Genomic DNA, 20,733 nt, shown 5'->3' with positions numbered 1-20,733 from the left:
GATTTTAAGCATGAAAACATTAGCAATTTTAACTATGGGCACTTTATATAGCGGTTATGTTCATGCCAATATAGAAAAGCTCACTGTATATGGCCACCGAGATGGGTTAATTGGTGAGTCAATCAGCGCATCTAGCGGCATTATTGGCCAAGGAGAAATAGAGCAGCGCCCTATGTTAAGAAGCGCCGAAATGTTAGAGCTAATACCGGGTATGGCGGTTACTCAACACAGTGGCACAGGTAAGGCTAATCAGTATTTTATTAGAGGCTTTAATTTAGATCACGGTACCGACTTTGCCACCAGCATAGATGGCATGCCCATTAATATGCGAAGCCACGGACACGGCCAAGGCTATACCGACCTAAATTTTATAATCCCTGAGTCTATTTCAACAATTAACTATCAAAAAGGCTCATATAGCGCAAGCCAAGGCGATTTTTCAGCCGCAGGTAGCGCACAGTTTAAATTGGCTGATAACCTAAAGCATCAACAAATAGAACTAAGCATAGGAGAGGACAACTATAAACGTGCTGTTGTACTTGGATCTACTAACTTAACAAAAGGCAAAATTATTGCAGCAGCAGAATGGCAAGGCTACGACGGCCCTTGGGATGATATAAACGAAGACGTAAATAAAAAAAATGCCCTACTACGCTATGTAGGTAAAGCTTATAATGGTGACTTATTAATAACTGCTATGGCTTACGACAATACTTGGAACTCCGCAGATCAAATTCCACAGCGTGCTGTCTCGCAAAATTTAATATCTCAATTAGGCTCACTTGATACCACACTTGGCGGTAGCTCTAGCCGTTATAGCTTATCGAGTAACTGGCAAGGAGATCATATAAAAGCCAGTGCTTATGTAATTAATTATGACTTAAATCTATATTCTAATTTTAGTTATTTTTTAAACGATCCAATTAATGGTGATCAGTTTAATCAGCAAGATAGCCGCAATATTTATGGCTCCAATATAAGCTATCAGTTTGAAACTAGAACATCAGATATAAACATGCTACACACAGCAGGAATTGAGCTTCGACACGATGACATAGATAACGTAGGACTTTATAACACGCAAGCAAGAGAGCAACTTAGCACTATAAGGCAAGATGAACTAAAGCAAACCAGCTACTCAAGCTTTTGGGAGTCTAAATTTTTACTTACCCCAAAATTAGAGGCCACTGCTGGTGTGAGGTACGACTACTTTGATACTAACGTTACCAGTAATACTGGTGCAAACTCAGGTAAAGCAAACGATGATTTAGTCAGTTTTAAAGGAAGTTTAAATTACCGCTTTACTGATTTACTAGCCGCATATGCTAATTGGGGTCAATCTTTTCATTCAAATGATGCGCGTGGCTCTACAATTAATATAGACCCAGTTACAGGTGATCAAGCAAAGCAAGTAGACTTATTAGTAAAAAGTGAAGGCGCTGAAATTGGATTACGATTTGCTGATGAGCAAAAGTTTAATTTATCGGCTGCACTTTGGTGGTTAACGCTCGACTCAGAACTATTGTTTGTAGGTGATGCTGGTAATACAGAGCCCAGTGATGCGTCTAAACGTTATGGCTTAGAAATAAGTGCTTATTACTGGATTAACGACAAATTTAGTATCGATTTAGAAGCCTCATTTACCCATTCACGCTTAGATATCAACGAGGATAATAATTACATTGAAGGCGCTGTACCTGCTGTAGCAAGTACAGGTTTAAATTGGCACTTGAGTGAGCAATGGCAATCATCATTTAGAGTACGCCATATTGGAAAACGTACATTAACAGACGACGGCGATAATCGCTCAGAGCCCTTAACGGTTGTTAATAGCTCAGTTAGTTATAAGCAAACCCACTGGAAAGTAGACTTTGAATTACTCAACTTATTTAACAGTACCGACCACGATATAGACTACTATTATGCTTCGCGGTTACCGGGTGAGCCAGCACAAGGCGTTGAAGATAATCACTTTCACCCAATAGAGCCTAGAACAGCGCGATTAACACTCAGTTTATTGTTTTAATATTCTTAAGAATACATTGGTGCTGTATATAAAAACAGTACTACTATAAACTAGTCCTTACCTGCTAAATTTTGTACAAAACCAGTAAGTACCGGTAAATAGATATAAACACTCATTTTTTAGTTAACAATACGAATTTGATCAACTGAATTTACATCAACGTGTGTTTGATAATAATATTTATTGGTTCTCCTGCCCTTACTTAAAAAGTCGATAGTTACTCGCTTCGCTTCACCTGTCACTTCAATTGTTTTATCAATAAAAAATGTGTCGGCTGGTTGTCCGTATTTTTCTGTGAGTTTATCAGCTACTTTTGAATCAATTACAATGGTAATAGCGCGTCGATCACGGTAGTCATTTTCGGTATTTAAAAAAACGTCACCGTACTGCGAGCCCGCAGTTTTAATATAAAACTTAAATGTACCACTAATACCTTGTGGCGCGCTCTGCTCCGAAAGCGCTATTAAGTTCATATTTGCAGTAGTGCCTTCGCCAAGTGCTGGTAATTGCTGTACAGAGCTACAAGCACTAAGTGTTAGTACACTTAAAAGAGTAAGGTATTTCAAGATATAACATCCATTTTTATAAGTAGATGTTAATATTATCATTTATAAACTTTAAGTTTCTATAAAAGAAACAAGTTTAGCCCAGTTCGGGGCTAAATTAATTATATTTTAAAAGTATTCGTTAAGGCGCATTTCGCTGAGAAGGATCTGTTTTAAAGCTTTTTAACAGTTTATGCGGGTCTTCATTTTCACTGTGCTCTTTTGCAGCTTTTGCCCACCAAACCATCTGTGAAAAAGTACGATGAAAATAATTAAACCACGAAGATTGTTCTTGTCCAGTTTGTACAACACTGCCGTCATCATTAAAAACTTCTTGTGCTTTTGGTACGTGGATCATTGCAGATACAGGTAAGCAGCCCAGCTCAGATAAAAATGTGCGCATGCTTATTGCAGCTCTTAACCCGCCCCACTGCCCAGCAGAATAAGTAACAATGGCACTGGGTTTGTACGAAAAGAGTGAACTACCAAAGTGATTAAGTAAATCGCTTAGGGCTGGGCTCATACTATGGTTATACTCAGGGCTAACCATTACATAGCCATCAGCCGCTTTAATCTTGTCGGCTAAGGTGCTGAGCATAGAAGGCGCCTTACCTTGTGCATAAGCAAAGTGAGGCTTAAAAACTTGCTCATTTGGGTAATCAAGCGCATCTATTAATTCAAAGTCGTGCTCTGGATACTGCTCATTTAAACATTCAATACAGGCTTTAGCTACACGCTCACCTAGGCGCGCGGGTCTCGGAGGTGTGCTATCTCTCACGGTGCCTAAAAAAACTAAAAATTTCATATAACTTCTCCATTTGTATTTATATACAACAGTATTAGCCTAACATCTTTTATTAGATGGTTTTAAGTTACCTACTATTTATTGGCTTTCAAAATAAAACGAAAAAAGTAATAAAATTTTAGATATGTAAGACCGGCTGCTGGACCACCAAGAGATCACCAAGGGCCGCCACCAGGTAAACACTCTGACAAACATTAAAAGAGGTTGTTATGTTTATAAAAAATATTGTTTAAGCTTGTTTGGTATAGCTTTACTTCCAGCGCCTAAATTTTTAAATGCGCATTCAGGACCGTTAAATGCTCTGCAGTAAAGGCCTGCATTAATAAAGTTACATCTCAATCGTGTAAATACGAAGGCAGCCATAATGATTTATATATCTGCAGCTGCTAATTATCGATATTGTTTATAAAACGTATTAACTGTTTTTTATATGCCACATTTTTACGCTACCAAATAAGTAAAATAACCCATAAATACAGCAAATTATCGAGCTTATAATCCAAAATTGAATAGAGTTGTGGTGAATTATTTGGCTTGTAGTTAAAAAAGGAATGATTAAACCCGCAATACCGCGCACTAAATAAATTGCGGTGATTAATACCAAGGCTGTTTTTAGTAGTGGCAGTTTTAAGATAACGCCTGCACCTGAGAGCGCATATAAGCCCCAAATAGCAATAATAACTGAAATAGCTAAAGTTACATAAGTAGGATACGTACTTCCCTGCTCTGCCAGTTGAGCCATTTGCTCACCGGCACCCAAAAAGCGATACCAGTCAGGGCCGCCAAAAATACAGGCTACATGTAAAAATGATGCAATAAAACTTAAAATGCCTGCTGTATATAGCGTTTTGTTATTCATATAGTTATATTTTAATGGCTCATGTAGGCAACAAAGCCAATCAATAGCACGTAAAAGCTAAAACCAAGTAAACAAATTAAAAATGTACTTTTAGATTTATTAGCCTTAAACGATAGATAGTCGCTAACATCACTTTTAAATTTACCTAAGGTGGCTACTTTCAAAATAGCACAACCTGTTGAGTAAATTAAAAAGCCTAAAATGGTTTCTATCATTAACCAAATAAAAATATCAAACGCAATACTCATACTGTTCATCCATTTAACAACGTTAATAATAGCGTACCAAAAAAAACTACATTTACCAGCCAATCACTCAACTAAGATGTAACAACAAATTTTGTTAACCCAATTAATTGACCCGATTCAGTGACTACTTTTATTTGCCATTTTCCTTGAGAGTTTTTAGGGAAATTTACTTTATGTGTCCATGCTCTGTAGCCTTGCTTGCGCCCCCCATTAATATTTAAGGTGATTCTGTCGACTTCTTTTTTATTGTGTATCCACACATGAAATATTTTTTCATTTAAACCCCGAGGTGCTTTAACAGCAGTCCACGAATATAAACCTTCGTGATGTAGTGTATATAAATCAAGCTTATTAATACTCCCTATCGGCTTTTTATGTTCTAGATCGACTTTATGGGCCAATGTAATATCTGTTAGGCGTAGAGCTGCTGGTGGTACATAGCTGCGCAATTGCCAAACGCTCGCGCTTACTGCACATAACATCAACACTAAAATAGGAAAACGCCACCAACGTACATTAGGCATTAAATTATTCAAACTCGGCAAAGTGATCAGTACAGAAGTAACTAAAGCAATGGCTAAACTTTGACTTGTAGTTAAATTTAATAAAATAGGAAGTGTTACCAGTAATACAACAAATAATGCAAAGTTGTGAAATACCGTAAATAGAGTGCGGTTTCTGGCTAATTTTTTATAATAAAGCGGGTCTATAACCGACACTACCGCACATAAAACAATAAGCGATGTAAAAATAGCTTGTGGATGATCCCACTGCGTAACCGCTAAAAAAAAGGGCAATGCAAAAAACAAACTCTCTTGCTGAACCATTTGCAGCGCAAAGCGCATTACATTAGGCGATACCTCAACTCCAAACCGCTCTTCTACCTTTTCACGCAGCCAGTTATCAATAATCAACCAAAACCAGCTTATCAATAACACAATCGCAATAACCTGAGAAAACGACTCTTGCCTATCAACCATGACATAGCTTGCTACACCTGAACAAAATGCGAGTACAGCTAATAATCCTGGCCGCTTTTGCATGGCTTGTATAAATTGCGTGATCAGGTTTTTTAATTTGTTCATCTATTTACTTATGCGTACACAATGTACTTTATTATTAAGAAGTTAGTTAGCAAGTGTAACCAGGTTTAAATGAACGACAGATAGATAACCTGACTTTTTACACATTACGTTATTAATAAAGTAGAGCCCTGAATATTACTCATACACAACATGAATTTAACGCAACAAAACCATCTAGACATCTAAACCGCTATAAATACTACTCTTAACCGCTTACCTATGCGTCTAATTTCAACCTATCTTAAGTGCCAACGCTTAGTCATATTTTATAAATGAATCAAACTCATGTTTTATGTGAAATTATACCGTTTTTATTTAAGGCATAATTTACGTATAAATTACTCATCAAACAGCGCTTAGCTAATACCTGCTTTTATAGCTAAGCAGCCGCATTTAAACATTGGCTTTGCCTTTAAATAAAAATTGGATACCCAACACCATGAGTAAAAACTTAACCTTTAATATTAAAAGTCAGCGCCTAGATGAGCACTACACGCCATCAACAAATACTCGTATTACCACTAACTTTGCAAACTTAGCACGTGGCGAACATCGCCAATCAAATTTACGCAAAGCACTTAACATGATCAATAACCGCTTTAATACGCTTGCTAATTGGGATAACCCAACGGCAGATCGTTATTCAATCGAACTCGAAATTATTTCTGTAGATATTGGCTTAGATGAAAACAGCCAAAGCTTTCCATCAATAGAAATACTCAAAACCAACATAGTAGATAACAAAACAAACAAATGCATTGAAGGCATTGTTGGGAACAACTTTTCGTCTTACGTTCGTGATTACGACTTTAGCGTGCTACTACAGCAATATAATAAGGATAAGCCACAGTTTAGTATTCCTAAAAACTTTGGCGAGCTGCATGGTAAGTTGTTTCAATCGTTCGTGAGCTCAACCACATACAAGCAAAACTTTAAAAAGCCACCGGTAATATGCCTAAGCGTGTCAGATAACAAAACTTATCACCGCACAGCAAACGAGCATCCTATTTTAGGTATTGAGTACCATCCAAACGAATCTTCGCTAACAGAGCAATACTTTAAAAAAATGGGCTTACAGGTTCGTTACTTTATGCCTGCAAATAGCGCAGCGCCGTTTGCCTTGTTTTTCTTTGGGGATTTACTTAACGACTACACCAACCTTGAGCTAATAAGCACTATTAGCACCATGGAAACGTTTCAAAAAATTTATCGCCCAGAAATTTACAACGCAAATGCAACGGCAGGTAAAGCTTACAAACCTAACTTAAAAAATGCCGACCATTCACTCACGCAAATTATTTACGACAGAGACGAGCGCAGTAAATTAGCCGCAGAGCAAGGTAAATTTGCCGAAGAGCACTTTATAAAGCCATACCAATCAGTGCTTGAGCAATTTACAACGGTAAACATCTAAATTTAATTAAATTATACGGTATCACTTATTATGAAAACTTTATTACCTACCTCTACAGCAGGCAGTTTACCTAAACCTTTATGGCTTGCTGAGCCAGAAACCCTTTGGTCGCCATGGAAGCTACAAAACGATGAACTAACCCAAGGCAAAAAAGACGCGCTGCGTATTGCGCTTCATGCACAACAATTAGCAGGCATTGACATAGTTAGCGATGGTGAACAAACACGTCAGCATTTTGTAACTACATTTATAGAACACCTTAACGGTGTTGATTTTGAAAAACGTAAAACCGTAAAAATACGCGATCGATACGATGCAAGTGTACCAAGCGTAGTGGGCCCTGTTAGCCGCCAAAAACCTGTATTTGTAGAAGACGCTAAGTTTTTACGTTCGCAAACTAACCAACCTATTAAATGGGCACTCCCTGGCCCAATGACCATGATAGACACACTGTATGACGACCATTACAAAAGCCGCGAAAAACTAGCGTGGCAATTTGCTAAAATACTCAACCAAGAAGCCAAAGAGCTTGAAGCGGCAGGCGTTGATATTATTCAATTTGATGAGCCCGCGTTTAATGTATTTTTCGATGAAGTAAACGATTGGGGCATTGCGTGTTTAGAGCGCGCAATTGAAGGATTAAAATGCGAAACCGCTGTACATATTTGTTACGGCTACGGCATTAAGGCCAACACGGATTGGAAAAAAACATTGGGCAATGAATGGCGCCAATACGAAGAAGCCTTTCCTAAATTACAGCAATCGAATATTGATATTATTTCACTAGAGTGCCACAACTCACACGTCCCTATGGATTTACTCGAACTGATCAGAGGTAAAAAAGTAATGGTAGGTGCTATTGACGTAGCCACCAATGAAATAGAAACACCTGAAGAAGTAGCCGCCACTTTACGAAAAGCCCTAAAATTTGTAGATGCCGACAAGCTCTATCCGTGTACAAACTGCGGCATGGCTCCACTATCACGCGAAATTGCTGATGCTAAACTCAATGCCCTAAGTAAAGGCGCAGAAATAGTAAGAAAAGAGCTATTAAAAAACTAGCTTGAAATACAAATTATAAACAATAACTGCTGTGGCACCATGCCATGGTAAAAACCATAAAAATGCTGCATCAATTAAAACCTTCTAAAGAACAAAGTTTAGATTGGATATTTAATTTTTATTGAAAAGCTCTAACCTGTTTTTAAAAGCAGAAGACGGCTTTGTATTAAAAAAAAGCTGCTCATTATGAGCAGCTCTTTTATACATATCATACAAACGAAGTATTTTAGTTTACTGTACAGGTTGGTGCTAACAATTCACCACTGTAACTTGCTTGCATACCAAATATAGTTGTTTGACCTGCAGCCAACATACCGTTGTAATCTAAGTTTGTAACTATAAACGTGCTATTCGCACCTTCAAAGTGACCACTCCAGCCAGAAACGAAATCTACAGCACTGTTAAATTTCAATTCAACAGACCATGTATTTACTGATTCACTACCGTTATTTTTTACAGCAATATTGCTAATAGTAAAGCCAGAGTCCCACGCGTTAATTTCACCAACAGAACATGTTAATTCACTAGGCTCGATAACAGGTGCCGTTACAATTAAGTCAATAGAGTCGCTGGCATTAAGTGGTTTGTTACTCTTATCAAGAGCAGTAACAGTAAGAGTATATACACCAGGCTCAGTTGGCGCGGTAATAACACCTGTGCTACCAGAGAATAAACTCGTTAAACCATTAAAGGTCACTTCAAATCCGGTGGCATCAGTTAAATCAACACTTACATTAATTTCACTGTTAGTTTCAACACTGGAATCGCTTAATGGCGCTGATACCGAAATTTTTGGTTCAAGTACGATTTCATTAACTGCCGTTAGTGTAATTTCGTCCGTGATAGCCAGTTCATTACCTGTTTCATCAACACCAACAAGGTTAACTACAAAGTCACCTTCTTCTATTGGCGCTTTAAAAACAGCAGTACCCGACGTTTTAGCTTGTTGCTCAACAAGTACATTATTAACGTACACGTTTACTGAGTTTATTTGGCTTAATGAATAAAATAAGTTTATATCACTGCCTGTAAGTACAACTGCACCTTCAACTGGTGACGTTATGTTAACCGAGGGCGTTACATCAGCAAAGTATTCGTTAAGGCTAACACCGGTTTCGTCACTACCTAAGGCTACTTGGTGATCTAAACTAACGAACTTACCTTCATTATTTGTCCAAAGTGAAGGTTTGAATAAGTCGTATTTTTCTTCATCCCACGTAACCCAATCGTTATTTAACAAACCACCGGTATCACCTGAGTTAGGGTTTATGCACCAAAAAGTGTGGTGTAATTTATTTTCAGTGATCAGGTCTCGTATTGCATACATCCATGCTTCATTATCACCACCATCCATAAATCCACCCCACTCGCCAATAAGTAAAGGTGAAATATTTTCTTCATGAATGAACATCCAATTGTCTTTCCAAACATCTTTATAAAGTGTTTCTTTATCGAACCCTTCATAAAACCAACCCTGGGCAAATACTAAAGGACCGTAATCATGTGGTGAATACATAAACTGTGATTGGCGCTCACCTAAATCAATAGGAAAATCTTTAACACCACGTAAGTTACCGCCCCACCAGTTATTGTGGTAATCGTTTTTATCTTTGCTTGTCCAAGTAATACCATCAACAGGGAAGGACTCGATACCTTCACACATAATTAGCATATTAGGGTTTGCATCTAAAACTCGGTTAGCAGCTGTTTCACATGCATATTTCCAGTTATTTTCGTCTGTAGAATTATCCCACTTTGCAAAATCGTTGTCTGCCCATGGCTTACCATGTGGTTCGTTTTCTAAGTCAAATGCAATAATCGTATCGTCATTTGCATAACGAGCTGCAACCCACTCCCAGGCAGAATAAAAGTCTTCTGAAGTTATATCACCTTTGTACCACATTTTTTCGATATGACCTGAGTTATCAGCCTCAGCACTGTGTACGTCAAGTAATACTTTAATACCTATTTTTTTTGAGTGCGCTAAAAAGGCATCAAACACTTCAAGCGAAGTAGCCCCCACTAAATCTGGGTTGGCAGCAGTATTTACACTAACACGTTTGTAAATACCATTTTGCCATTCTTTAAGTAGCTCTGTTGAAATAGGAACACGCAGAATATTAATACCGCGAGCTGCAATGCTATCAAGTGTTGACTCTAAATTAACAGACCATAAACCATGAAAAACACGCTCTGTAGCATTAAAACCAAACCAATTAGCGCCGGTTAACCATACTGAATTCCCATTAGTATCAACTATTTGATTACCTTCAACGTGTAACCAGTCATCGTTATTTAAAGGAGTGCCAGCAACACTAAGTGTGCTTAATGTCGACATTACTGTTGCAATTAACGTCTTTTTAAACTTCAGTTTCATTTTACGCTTATATACGTTCATATTTTCTATATCACTCTCATAGTAATTAAATTTAAAAGAGGCTAAGCGCTCTACCATATAAGCAAACATCAACACAAAGACTCAAACTAAGAACATTAATCATTCTATTAGCTAACCGCTGAGTTGGTTTTCAATTAACTTATAGAGCAACATTTATGCTCTTACCTAGTTAAAACATTTAGCTTTTAACAAATCTTAAACAACTGCAGATTTATTAAGCGAAAGAGGATAGCGGAGTTCCTATAATAGGTCAATTATTACTAGTCAATTAGATTTGTGCAGTTATATAGTATTAGTTTTTAGTGAGTAATATAAAAAATAATGCATCCAGTTACTACTAATTAACAATTAGTATTGTAAAAAAACTTAATACTCTTTATTAAAGTGAAAAATATTAGTATTAAAAATCCTAATTTATACTTTGTTCGTCATTTTTATTTATTAAAGGCTAGATCAAATTTGCGACTCGGTATCTCAATAGTTGACAGATATTAAAAACAGTTCAAAATCCTTTTTAGTTTCTGTAATCGGGATTTGTAAATTGTTAATCTTACTAAGTAACGCCATTTGATTTACAAAATAAAACCCATAACCACAAACTATTAACAAATCCTTAGTTTGTTTTAGTGCTATTAGTCTTTAGTTTCTGTCTTTTGATTAGACAATCACACCAGACTCTAACTATCAGTTTGATAGATAGTAAATTTAAATCCCTCTATGGATAATAAAAACAAGTTACCGCTTAGTGATTAGCTACCTATTTATACAGCTCATCACTAAGCGGTTTGTAACCACAACTTAATAAGTCGTCAAAATTCAATTTGTTTATATAACGCTATGATTAAAATTAATTTAATCTCATTAAATATAAAAAGGCTTTTAATTCATATTCTTGACGCTTTGCGGCAAAGATTAAATGTAACGATAACCTATTGAATTTGAATATAAAAAAAGGAAAAGCAATGTCATTTTTAACCTTCAAAATAAAAATAATTATTTTAGGTTTATTTGTATTTAACAATGTGTATGCAAATGATTCACTCAGCCACGATTTTAACGACGGAACACTAGGATCTTATTTTGAATGCACCTCAAAAGCGCCTAATTTCACTCGAGTTGAGAGCGGCCGTGTAATTACTCATTGGTATGAAAAAGGCTATGATGGAACAAGGACCTCAAAAGGAACTGAAGCTTGTGCTCCCTTAGATGACTTTAAATCCACCAAAGAAACATGGCTTGGATTCACTATAAATATTGAAGAAAATCATACTACTGATACTGAATCAGGTATCGCTCAAATTTTTCAGTTTGTGGACAATTCAGACATATTTACATGGGCAGGTATGCTTAAATATGAACAAGGAGACCTGACTTTTGTTCGCCGTAGTGCCAATAACACAAGTTCACAAGTCCAAAGAGTTGTTGAAGCGAATTTTACAAAAGGGGAAGATCACCAAATCATTATTCATTACATTTTGTCTGCTAATAATACCGGTAAGATTGAGATATGGGTTGATAACGTACTAAAGTACGGACATTACAATATCAATTTTGGCTTTGGTAACTTCAATCATAATGATAGTCAATATGACGACACATATGTTGAGTTAAAGTTTGGTCAATATAACTACGCTGTTGACGAATATAGAAATAATGAAGAACGGATCATCTATTATGACAACATGACCTGGTACAACGGCACTGACGGTTATTCGGTAGTTGATCCTTCCCCTTCTAAATTGTTCCATATTACAAAGTTTAATGCCTCTGAATTTGCTATTGACGGAAACAACGACTCTGAAAATGGTCAAAATGTATACCTTTGGTCTAGCCGATCTACCAATAACAACCAAAAATGGTACGAAATTGATCGCGGTAATGGCTACTATTCATACCAAAAATATGAAACTGGCTATTGCCTAGATGGAGGTAATGGAGCAGACAATGGACAAAACATCTATTTATGGCAGTGCGAAGACAACAACCAGAATCAGCATTGGAAAAAAGTATATGTAAAAGCAAATACATACCACCTAACTAAGCGAAACGCCCCTCTTTATGCTATTGACGGAAACAATTCTGGCAATGATGGCCAAAACATTTATTTATGGAAAGCGAGAGATACAAATCAAAACCAACAATGGGTATTTAAAGAACTAGATTAAAGTTTAAATTATCGTATTAATTGATAATAAAAATTAACAAGTGTGAGTGATTGTGAAGTTGCTTACACTTGATATTTGATATTTGATATTTGATAGTAGTAGATCCCGTTCAATTGTGGTTTGGTCAAAAGTATGTGTATAGCCATCACTACGCTAGAAAGTTGACTTATATCTATAAATTTTGAATTACTGTCTATGCCAAACCTTACAGTAAACACCATTATTTAAGAGCAAATTTATTATAGAAAAGTGGCTTTTTGTTTAAGTCTTCACTCTAACAAGTGAATACAAGTAGTCTACTTCGCTATACCTTTTCATTACCTTAATCAGGTCCAAAGTAAGGAATAAAAACCATCTCTACGTTAAAAAAATAGTACTAAGCAAATATAAAAATAGTTATTTACTCCTCCCCGCTATCGGCTATTCAAATGAAAGGCTTAGATTATTTCACTGTGAAAATTAGGGTTGAGAACACTTTAAATATTATTTTTATGTATTAAAGCTGCGAATGTAAACATTTTTACAAGATAAGAAAAGTAAGAGTTAAAATTTCAAAAAGGATAATACAATGAAGCTACAAACACGCTTTTGCAGGTTATTAATGCTGCTGAGCGCCATCACAACTTGGAATAGTCATGCCATAACGCCAAACAAAGAAAATAACAACAGCTATCAAAGTGAAGCATGGTTTTCTTTTAGTGCACAAGCTTGTCATGGTGGTAATCACCAAGCATTAAAGATTAATAACGGCAGTATTATAGCTAATCAAAGTATGAGTGAGCTTAGTTGCTCTATTACTCGCATTGATCACACACTCGTCTATAGCATTCAATGGACAGGCGATGACTTCGACCATGACGGCATAAATGACACGTTATCGTTTAATGTGAATGTTGAAGGGTTTAGTGACAGTACCTTTACTAACAGTAGTACTAATGGTGAAGCGTCGATGACGCGTTTAGGTACTTCCGATGAAGTTAATGTTTGGATTAATCCTGATAATACAGAGCAAAGCGTATGGGATATCGCCAATGATAGCAGCGAAGGACAAGGTGAAGGCCAAAGTTTGCGAGTTACAATTAGTAATCTCGAAGTAAAGGTAGATGACTACCAAGCACATTTTAATGGTTTTAACTTTGTACAGCTTTTAGAAACAAATGGTGGTTACGCCCACCAATATATTCTAGGAAAAGGCACTGGGCTCAATCCGCAATCTTTTAATACGCCTACATCAGATATTCATTTTGATACCGTTGACGAGTTTGTTATCACCGGTGCAGGCGATGCATTCGATAGCCGCTCCTGGGGTGTTGCAGAAATGCAATTTTCACTTTCTATCAATAACCCTACAAGTACTCCGGTATGGGAAGCGTCAGATTTATCTTTGCATGGGACTGGGCCTACATACAGTGAAGTTTATCCCGCTGAAAAAAAATCCCGACAAGCATTATTCCCTAATTTCTCGTGGGACACCGTACCGCGTTGGTTAGCTGTACGTAATCATGCGCCTTATACCGATGAACAAATTGCATCGATTGCCGATCATTACCAACTAGTCATGTTAGAAAAAGCAAATAAGGCAGGATTTAATAGTGTTGACGAAGGCATAAAAGATACAGCCGCACGCTTAAAGCAACTTAATCCTAATATCAAAACCTTATTTTATTGGAACACTCAAATTCATTACACTGGTTATAGTAGTGATAATAACTATGAAGAAAATAAACTATCTTGGAGTAAATTATTAGAAAATAGTGAGCTTTACCTATTTAAAGATCTCTATTATTGGTATGACGAAAACAATAAAGAGCTAAGAGATTGGTGGGTTAATTTTCCTGTTGAAGTTGCTTCAGATGACAACATTGATGGTGTTTTTATTGATAAAATGCCAAAAGCAGCTGTGGATACACTGTTTGTAAACAAAGAGCCAGTAAGTGATTATGTGCGTATGATCAGTCAACTTTGGGAAAGTTTGCCTGAAGACAAAATATTAATTGGCAATAACTTGCGTGGTGAACGTCATAATGCAAGCCGAGCTTTTATGGAAATTCTCGATGGCTCGTATTTAGAGCGCTGGGACTATACACTAGACTATGACTTCCCGTCGCAAACCACCGCAGACGCTATTAGTTTATCCATGCAACTAATGCGTGAAGCATTGGCACAAGGAAAGATTATTAATTTCCAAACCAACCCAGATACCGATGAACCAGTACCTGACACTTATGAAGAAAAGCAAAAATATATGGCAAAACATGTAGATTTCCCATTAGCTATCTTCTTGATTATTGCAGAAGAAAATGCCTTCTTTAGTTATCAGCTTGGTGTTAATGCCACTCCTGCAGCGCAAAATATATGGGACACAAGTTACATTCCTGAATTTAACCGACCTCTTGGAGAGCCTTTAGGAGCGCCCGTAAAAAACAATTATATATTTACTCGTTCCTATGAATATGTTGATGTGTGGGTGGATGTTAAATCTCAAAAAGCCGTTTTAACATGGCGTGATGCACTGTAAAATATAGCATAGGGATTTCTTGCCTCAATAGCGATACTTCATCGGTATTGAGGCGAAGCTGTTTTAAGCTACAACTAACACTTTATTAAAATATTAAACGAATTGAAATCGAACAAGCTTTCACGGTATTGATTGAGGAAGATGATTTCAACTTTCCTTAACTTCTCACCTTGTACAGAGTATGTGCCAGATAATAACTATCACTATATCATTAAGCCTGTTTACTATTTTATCATCTATGTACAGCACTGAATGGGTGTGATTACCATCACGGCGTTGCTAAGAATACGGTGATTTTATCTGCCTTTTATCGAGCTTGGACTTCCCAGCTTTTCTTTTTGTCTTAAATCCTGTGTTATAAGCTCTTTGCTCAGGCTATCGTGTGATTGGTGGCGTGCAATAATGCGTTTACTTGCACGTTCTAGTTTTGCTTTTTTACGGCCTAACTCATCGAATGTGCCGCTCCACTCTTTACTCGCATTGGATTTTAATTTACACCCATCAATGGCAAACATATTGCGGCCTATCAAGCCTTCTTCATCACATATCATCAGCACTTGCGTAAAAAGCGGCTCAATCTGTTCATGCAATTTAGCCACGAAGCCCGCTATTGATGTGTAATGCGGCTGGATATTACCCGACACACTCATAAATAAAATATTATGCTCGCAAGCTTTTGCAATCCGACGGCTACTGATAAACCCATGCGCATAACCCAGTAAAATAATCTTTAACATTACCGAGGGCGGATACGCAGCAGCGCCCGTTTTGTCGTTATTATACCACGCGTCAAATCCCGATAAATCGAGTTTATTTTCGCCGATATAACAAAGGGCGTACTCAAATGTTCCCGGCAAAATTTGCTCAGCGAAATTAATAGGAATTAATTTATTTTGACCGGATAAGTCAGGCTTGACTTCTCACCCAAAGAAAGTACTACGACAGTTTACCGAGCGAACGAATGGGTTCAAGGTTAAAAAGCAATCAACTAAAAAATAGTTGGATAAGTACCTAAAAAGTAACTCTACAGCCTCAACGCCTCAAACACCGGCGCAGCTTTTCTGCGTCAGAGTGCTTTGACTTGTTAAATGAGCCTTGGCTCGGGCTTAAGTTTATTAGGCTAACTACAGAACGTTTATCGATTGAACTAATATCCGAAAGCCAGTGATTCTTATACTTCCCCTGGTGTTATACATGCAATAGTACGAAACTCTCGTGTCATATGAGCTTGATCACTGAATCCGAATTGTTGAGAAACATCCGCCAGATTTACGTTTGTATGCAACCTTAAAAAACGGATTGCATTTTTAACCCTTAAAATGCGCTGATAATGTTTGGGTGTCATTCCCAGCCAATGTTTAAAAATTCGCTCGATTTGTCGCTGGCTCAACTCAATACTTTCGCTGAGTTGCCCCGGTGCTTCGTCTTGCGCTATACAATCCAATGCTTTTTCCAGAGAGTCTGGGATCACATTGGTAAAACCCAGATTAGTTTCTGCCCACATATACAGAGCTTCAACCTGCCCTTCCTTGTTTTTTTGCATCCGAAGGTCAGAATAAATCTGGTAGAGGCTATACAGTTGATCTTGTTCTGGAATTAATAACGTTGGCTTATCATAGTGCTGCCCCAATACACCATAACCCATTGCCGGATGGAAGCGGATGCCTGCAAGTTGCGCCCCAGAAGCCAGAACAATGTTTTCCGTCTGTTTATTTATCGGAAGCATGATGACACCTTCCGGCAGCACTTCATTCCCAATCTTCACGTCACCAACAAGATTAAAAATAATGCCACTGCCCGCATCAGAATACAGTGGCCTCATTACCGAATCCGATTTAAGTACAGATGCTGACCATATTCCTTGTACAAACGCAGACAGTTGTCCCGATGGTTGAGACAGCAGAAAGTTGAATGCTTGTTTAAGTGATTTATTGTGATTTATAGCTGCCCACCTCTGGTTTAAATGTTTTGGCAATTCGGTTCCAGCTGTTGATTGCATTAATTGCAATGGTTAAATCAACAACGGTTTGTTCACCTAATACCTGTACCACTTTCTTATAGTTTTCATCGTCCGCAGGTTTACCTGCGGTCAAATACTCTGCCCAATCTAGTGCTACGAGTTCTATCTCTGAGTACAGGGGCATATCACGCCATGCGCTTAAGCCAAGTATACGTTCCAGAGTTTCACCCTGACTCAGCGCATCTTTGCTGTGCATATCGATACAGAAAGCACACTGGTTGATCTGGGACACTCTCACTTTAACCAATTCCCAAACCTGAGTTGTCACTGTTTCTGAAACGCTAAATTGCTCACGTAAATAGCTTTCCTGATTCATGAGAATCTGCATTGCTTTGGATGCGAGATCCAAGTAGTTTGCACGTAAAGTCATATCTTATCTCCTCAATAGTTATTGGAGCAAAGATAGCTTATGTCTTAAGCCTAGTATTGAATATTTTCGACACGTATTCAGCTCAAATTGGGACTGATTGAGGCCATTTAGACATAATGACTCCCACACGGTGTTAGCCTCCGCTTTTCGTGGGTTAGCTTAATTCTAAGCCAGAGCCATACTTAGTTTGTCAATTAGCTAAACAGCAGAGGCTAAAATGAATAAACATAGCATACTTTTTATCGGTCTTGATACACATAAGAATTCAATGAAGTCGCCTATATTGAAGAACATAGAGGTGCGAAACCCGTTCATCTTGGCCGAGTATCGTCTTCCAAAGTGGCCGTTTAAAAGCTTGTTCCTCAGTGTGAATCCAAATACCCTGGCGCAACACTTCATTTTGTTCATGAAGCTGGCCCATGTGGTTATTGGATTTACAGATTAATTACCAGTCTCGGCCATTGCTGTTATGTGGTTGCACCCTCTCTGATTCCCAAAAAGCCAGGTAAGAAGATTAAAACCGATAAACGTGATGCACTTAAGCTCGCTAAATTACTTAAATCTGAAGATTTAACACCTATTTATGTTCCCGAGCCTGAAGATGAAGCCGTACGTGATTTATCTCGCGCACGCGAAGTGGCAATGAAGGATTTAAAAGATGCTAAATATCAATTAAAGGGCACTGCTGCTTCGCAATAATATTAATTACAGAGGCACTGCAAATTGGTCACAAAACATTTACGTTGGCTCACTGAGCTTATGTTGCCACATCCCGCGCAGCACATCGTCTTACAAGAGTTTTTACACTCAATTAATGAACGAATAAGCCGACTTGAACGGCTAGACAATGAACTAACACACCATGTTCACCAGTGGCGTTATTATCCTGTAGTAAAAGCAATACAAGCTATGCGTGGCGTTCGTTTGTTGGTCGCCACCGGCGTTGTTGCTGAGCTTGGCGATTTATCGCGCTTCGACCCCCCCGCAAATTAATGAGTTATCTTGGACTTGTACCTAGTAAGCACTCGAGTGGTGGCAAACGCCATATTGGCGCCATCACAAAATTCGGAAACGGCCTAGCGAGGCGCCTTCTAGTTGAAGACACACACACTTATCACTATGCAGCAAATATATCGACAGATATGCAAAAACGACAAGAAGGTTTACCAAAGGACATTATTGATATTGCGTGGAAAGCACAACTTAGGCTCTGCAAGCGCTATAAAAAAATGATAGCCAAAGGGAAACATTACAACCTGGTTGTCACCGCCATTGCCCGAGAAATGATTGCATACATATGGGCAATTGCAAAAGAAGTGGTACTAACGCCAGTAAATACAAAACTTAGATTGGCAAGAGTACCTGCATGACAAACGAATTAGAGTTAATGCATAGGATCAAGCATCGGGAGTGGCACAACCACCGACGGCGTTAGGATGGCAATGCAGCTAACGCTTCATTGAACCACGAACATAGACTGAAGACAGGTGCCATGGGTGACCGCCACGGGGCGAACTAAGTAAGGTCTGCTCTGTTACTAGAAATAGTAATAACCAACGACAAAATTGTCAGGAACAATTTTGAACAGCGTAGCTGATTCACGAAAGGCAGGACGCCTGTAGTCATATCAGTAAGATAACCGACGACATTACTTGCTTCATCCTATGTATTAACTCGCTCTAATTCGAGCCAAAGTAATTATGGCTTAAAAAGTGAAGCAAGGATCAGTGTGCTTAACTTGATAGTGGGAGTCATACCAACGCCTAAATAAGAGGCTAAATATAGTGGGCTAAAATGGAGCGAAGCGGACAGCCCGCTGTATTTAATCCTGCTTAATTCTCTTGTTATGCGTACTCTTCGAGTATGCCATATAAACCTGCAAACCTAATATTCAAAGTATCGTTGTGTTTTAATACGACTTTGAGTTCATTTTGATCATACATAATAGGATTTGCTTGAATAGAGCCAGTCCAAGATCTCATTAACAAAATTTCCGAAGTTGGAACATCTATTCCCCACCAATTCTCTACGAGTTTATTTAAAAAATTAACAAGAGACTTTAATGCAATTAGAGAATCTTCTGGGCAGTAATTCGATGAGTTCAGCGACATTTTTGTAATCTTACACTTTTCAGTAGAATCAGAGTCATCTGCTTTATGGTAATAAGCGACAGCATCATCACCTGGCGAGGTTACTACATCTTGTTTTATTACTTTTACTTTTGGGTGTACTAATTGATTACGTTGCTCAATTAACTTTTTTACTATTTGTGTTTCACTATCACCTCGCGGCAAAGAAATACCTTTGTGCCACTGAAGAATAAAATCAAATTTATCTAGTGTTGAAAATCTATCCACTTGAGCACTAATTTTGGAGTTTATATCAATAGATTTTAGAAAAGAATTTGCAGCAGTGGACTTCCCATAATTTACAGACAAAATGGAAGATGTAGATAAAGTTCTACGAACATGCTCATTACTTTCCGATGAAGCAAGATCATAAAGTAAAACAGCATCGGAAAATATTGAAAAAAAACTATTGTCCGTAATTTCAACTGAACGCTTCATAACACTCCTTGTACGCATAACTTTTCAATAACGGGCGCAGGCACGTAGGGCATAATGGCAAAGCCGCCCTGCGTGTATGTGTCCCAGCGAACGAAGTAAGTGAGTTTATTGAGTTGTTATGTTTCATTGCTTCTACGAAGAAACTCACTCAGCTCTTTTTTACTTTGTTCCGGCGTTTTTCCCGCTGTATCGATGACAATACGTACTGTTTTCCACAAATGATAATCCCTTGAAGTCACACTTTCCCACGACGGAAGTAAAAGGTTAGGAATATCCGTTTGCCTTTTTTCGACGCGCTCTCTGTGTTCATTTTCATTAGAGCAGATAACTTCGATTTCTGTGAAGGGCGATGAGGCTTTATTTGCAACGCTTATCCACGCTTCACGAGATTCTAAAACTGGATTGGTTGAGTCTGCCACTACAGAAAGGCCGTTTTTTAGGTTCTCTAGCGCGAGAGCAAAAGCAATCTTATAACCCTCGTCATATAACTTGTTAAATCCACAGTTTTTCAATTCTTGTTCGATAGTGTCGATGCGGATATGGACTGCACCCAATGAGGAAGATAAATACTTTGAAAGTTCAGTTTTGCCTGTCGCGGGCAGACCGCCAAGTATATACAACATAAGAGTTTATTGATTCCTCCTCGAAACA

General features: G+C 37.9%; 16 protein-coding genes and 1 pseudogene. 6 read left to right on the top strand and 11 right to left on the bottom strand.

Annotated features, from left to right (window positions below; genetic code table 11):
* The first annotated feature begins 10 nt into the window (after positions 1-10).
* A complete protein-coding gene (locus tag J8L71_RS03940; RefSeq protein WP_210999367.1) occupies positions 11-2,026 on the top strand; it encodes a TonB-dependent receptor in 2,016 nt (671 codons plus the stop codon).
* Between the two features lie 119 nt (positions 2,027-2,145).
* On the opposite strand, the gene J8L71_RS03935 is transcribed toward J8L71_RS03940, so the two are convergent.
* The 5 genes from J8L71_RS03935 to J8L71_RS03915 form a co-directional block, all read right to left on the bottom strand.
* On the bottom strand, positions 2,146-2,634 hold the full coding sequence (locus J8L71_RS03935; RefSeq protein ID WP_247655195.1) for a hypothetical protein: 489 nt from the start codon (positions 2,632-2,634) through the stop codon (positions 2,146-2,148).
* A 79-nt stretch (positions 2,635-2,713) separates the two neighbouring features.
* Complete coding sequence (locus tag J8L71_RS03930; RefSeq protein ID WP_210999366.1) at positions 2,714-3,376, bottom strand: NAD(P)H-dependent oxidoreductase; 663 nt, start codon at positions 3,374-3,376, stop codon at positions 2,714-2,716.
* Between the two features lie 415 nt (positions 3,377-3,791).
* Positions 3,792-4,235, bottom strand: a complete 444-nt coding sequence (locus J8L71_RS03925; protein WP_210999365.1) for a hypothetical protein — start codon at positions 4,233-4,235, stop codon at positions 3,792-3,794.
* Positions 4,236-4,246: 11 nt separating this feature from the next.
* Positions 4,247-4,483, bottom strand: a complete 237-nt coding sequence (locus J8L71_RS03920; RefSeq protein WP_210999364.1) for a hypothetical protein — start codon at positions 4,481-4,483, stop codon at positions 4,247-4,249.
* Positions 4,484-4,554: 71 nt separating this feature from the next.
* Positions 4,555-5,568, bottom strand: a complete 1,014-nt coding sequence (locus J8L71_RS03915; protein WP_210999363.1) for a DUF5924 family protein — start codon at positions 5,566-5,568, stop codon at positions 4,555-4,557.
* A gap of 439 nt (positions 5,569-6,007) precedes the next feature.
* Here J8L71_RS03915 and J8L71_RS03910 point away from each other — a divergent pair, with 439 nt between their 5' ends.
* The gene (locus tag J8L71_RS03910) at positions 6,008-6,982 is read left to right on the top strand and encodes a DUF1852 domain-containing protein (RefSeq protein ID WP_210999362.1); all 975 of its coding nucleotides are present in this window, start codon (positions 6,008-6,010) and stop codon (positions 6,980-6,982) included.
* Positions 6,983-7,012: 30 nt separating this feature from the next.
* A complete protein-coding gene (locus J8L71_RS03905) occupies positions 7,013-8,044 on the top strand; it encodes a methionine synthase (protein ID WP_210999361.1) in 1,032 nt (343 codons plus the stop codon).
* Positions 8,045-8,270: 226 nt separating this feature from the next.
* On the opposite strand, the gene J8L71_RS03900 is transcribed toward J8L71_RS03905, so the two are convergent.
* Positions 8,271-10,421: a cellulase family glycosylhydrolase gene (locus J8L71_RS03900; protein WP_247655194.1), complete on the bottom strand. Its 2,151-nt coding sequence runs from the start codon at positions 10,419-10,421 to the stop codon at positions 8,271-8,273.
* Positions 10,422-11,404: 983 nt separating this feature from the next.
* Between J8L71_RS03900 and J8L71_RS03895 the strand changes: the two genes are divergently transcribed.
* The gene (locus J8L71_RS03895; RefSeq protein WP_210999360.1) at positions 11,405-12,607 is read left to right on the top strand and encodes an RICIN domain-containing protein; all 1,203 of its coding nucleotides are present in this window, start codon (positions 11,405-11,407) and stop codon (positions 12,605-12,607) included.
* A gap of 568 nt (positions 12,608-13,175) precedes the next feature.
* On the top strand, positions 13,176-15,125 hold the full coding sequence (locus J8L71_RS03890; RefSeq protein WP_210999359.1) for a putative glycoside hydrolase: 1,950 nt from the start codon (positions 13,176-13,178) through the stop codon (positions 15,123-15,125).
* Positions 15,126-15,421: 296 nt separating this feature from the next.
* Here J8L71_RS03890 and J8L71_RS03885 read toward each other — a convergent pair whose 3' ends face one another.
* The 3 genes from J8L71_RS03885 to J8L71_RS03875 all read right to left on the bottom strand — a co-directional run bounded on the left by J8L71_RS03885 (position 15,422) and on the right by J8L71_RS03875 (position 17,515).
* Positions 15,422-15,982 carry a transposase gene (locus J8L71_RS03885; protein WP_247655193.1) on the bottom strand — a complete coding sequence of 187 codons (561 nt, stop codon included), beginning with the start codon at positions 15,980-15,982 and terminating at the stop codon, positions 15,422-15,424.
* A gap of 314 nt (positions 15,983-16,296) precedes the next feature.
* Entirely contained in the window at positions 16,297-17,124 is an 828-nt protein-coding gene (locus tag J8L71_RS03880; RefSeq protein WP_247655192.1) for a helix-turn-helix domain-containing protein, read from the bottom strand.
* Positions 17,054-17,515, bottom strand: a complete 462-nt coding sequence (locus tag J8L71_RS03875) for a carboxymuconolactone decarboxylase family protein (RefSeq protein ID WP_210999358.1) — start codon at positions 17,513-17,515, stop codon at positions 17,054-17,056. The genes J8L71_RS03880 and J8L71_RS03875 overlap by 71 nt, the downstream gene beginning before the upstream one ends.
* Before the next feature lie 217 nt (positions 17,516-17,732).
* Here J8L71_RS03875 and J8L71_RS03870 point away from each other — a divergent pair.
* A pseudogene (locus tag J8L71_RS03870) lies at positions 17,733-18,885 on the top strand (IS110 family transposase).
* A gap of 474 nt (positions 18,886-19,359) precedes the next feature.
* On the opposite strand, the gene J8L71_RS03865 reads toward J8L71_RS03870, so the two are convergent.
* Together J8L71_RS03865 and J8L71_RS03860 are read right to left on the bottom strand one after the other, a co-directional pair.
* Positions 19,360-20,082: a hypothetical protein gene (locus tag J8L71_RS03865; RefSeq protein WP_210999357.1), complete on the bottom strand. Its 723-nt coding sequence runs from the start codon at positions 20,080-20,082 to the stop codon at positions 19,360-19,362.
* A gap of 116 nt (positions 20,083-20,198) precedes the next feature.
* The gene (locus J8L71_RS03860; RefSeq protein WP_210999356.1) at positions 20,199-20,705 is read right to left on the bottom strand and encodes an AAA family ATPase; all 507 of its coding nucleotides are present in this window, start codon (positions 20,703-20,705) and stop codon (positions 20,199-20,201) included.
* Positions 20,706-20,733 lie beyond the last annotated feature (28 nt).

This window comes from Pseudoalteromonas sp. MMG007, from assembly GCF_018100985.1.
Lineage (GTDB): Bacteria > Pseudomonadota > Gammaproteobacteria > Enterobacterales > Alteromonadaceae > Pseudoalteromonas.
The sequence above is the reverse complement of the archived record's forward strand: the minus strand, read 5'-3'. Positions and strand labels throughout refer to the sequence as shown.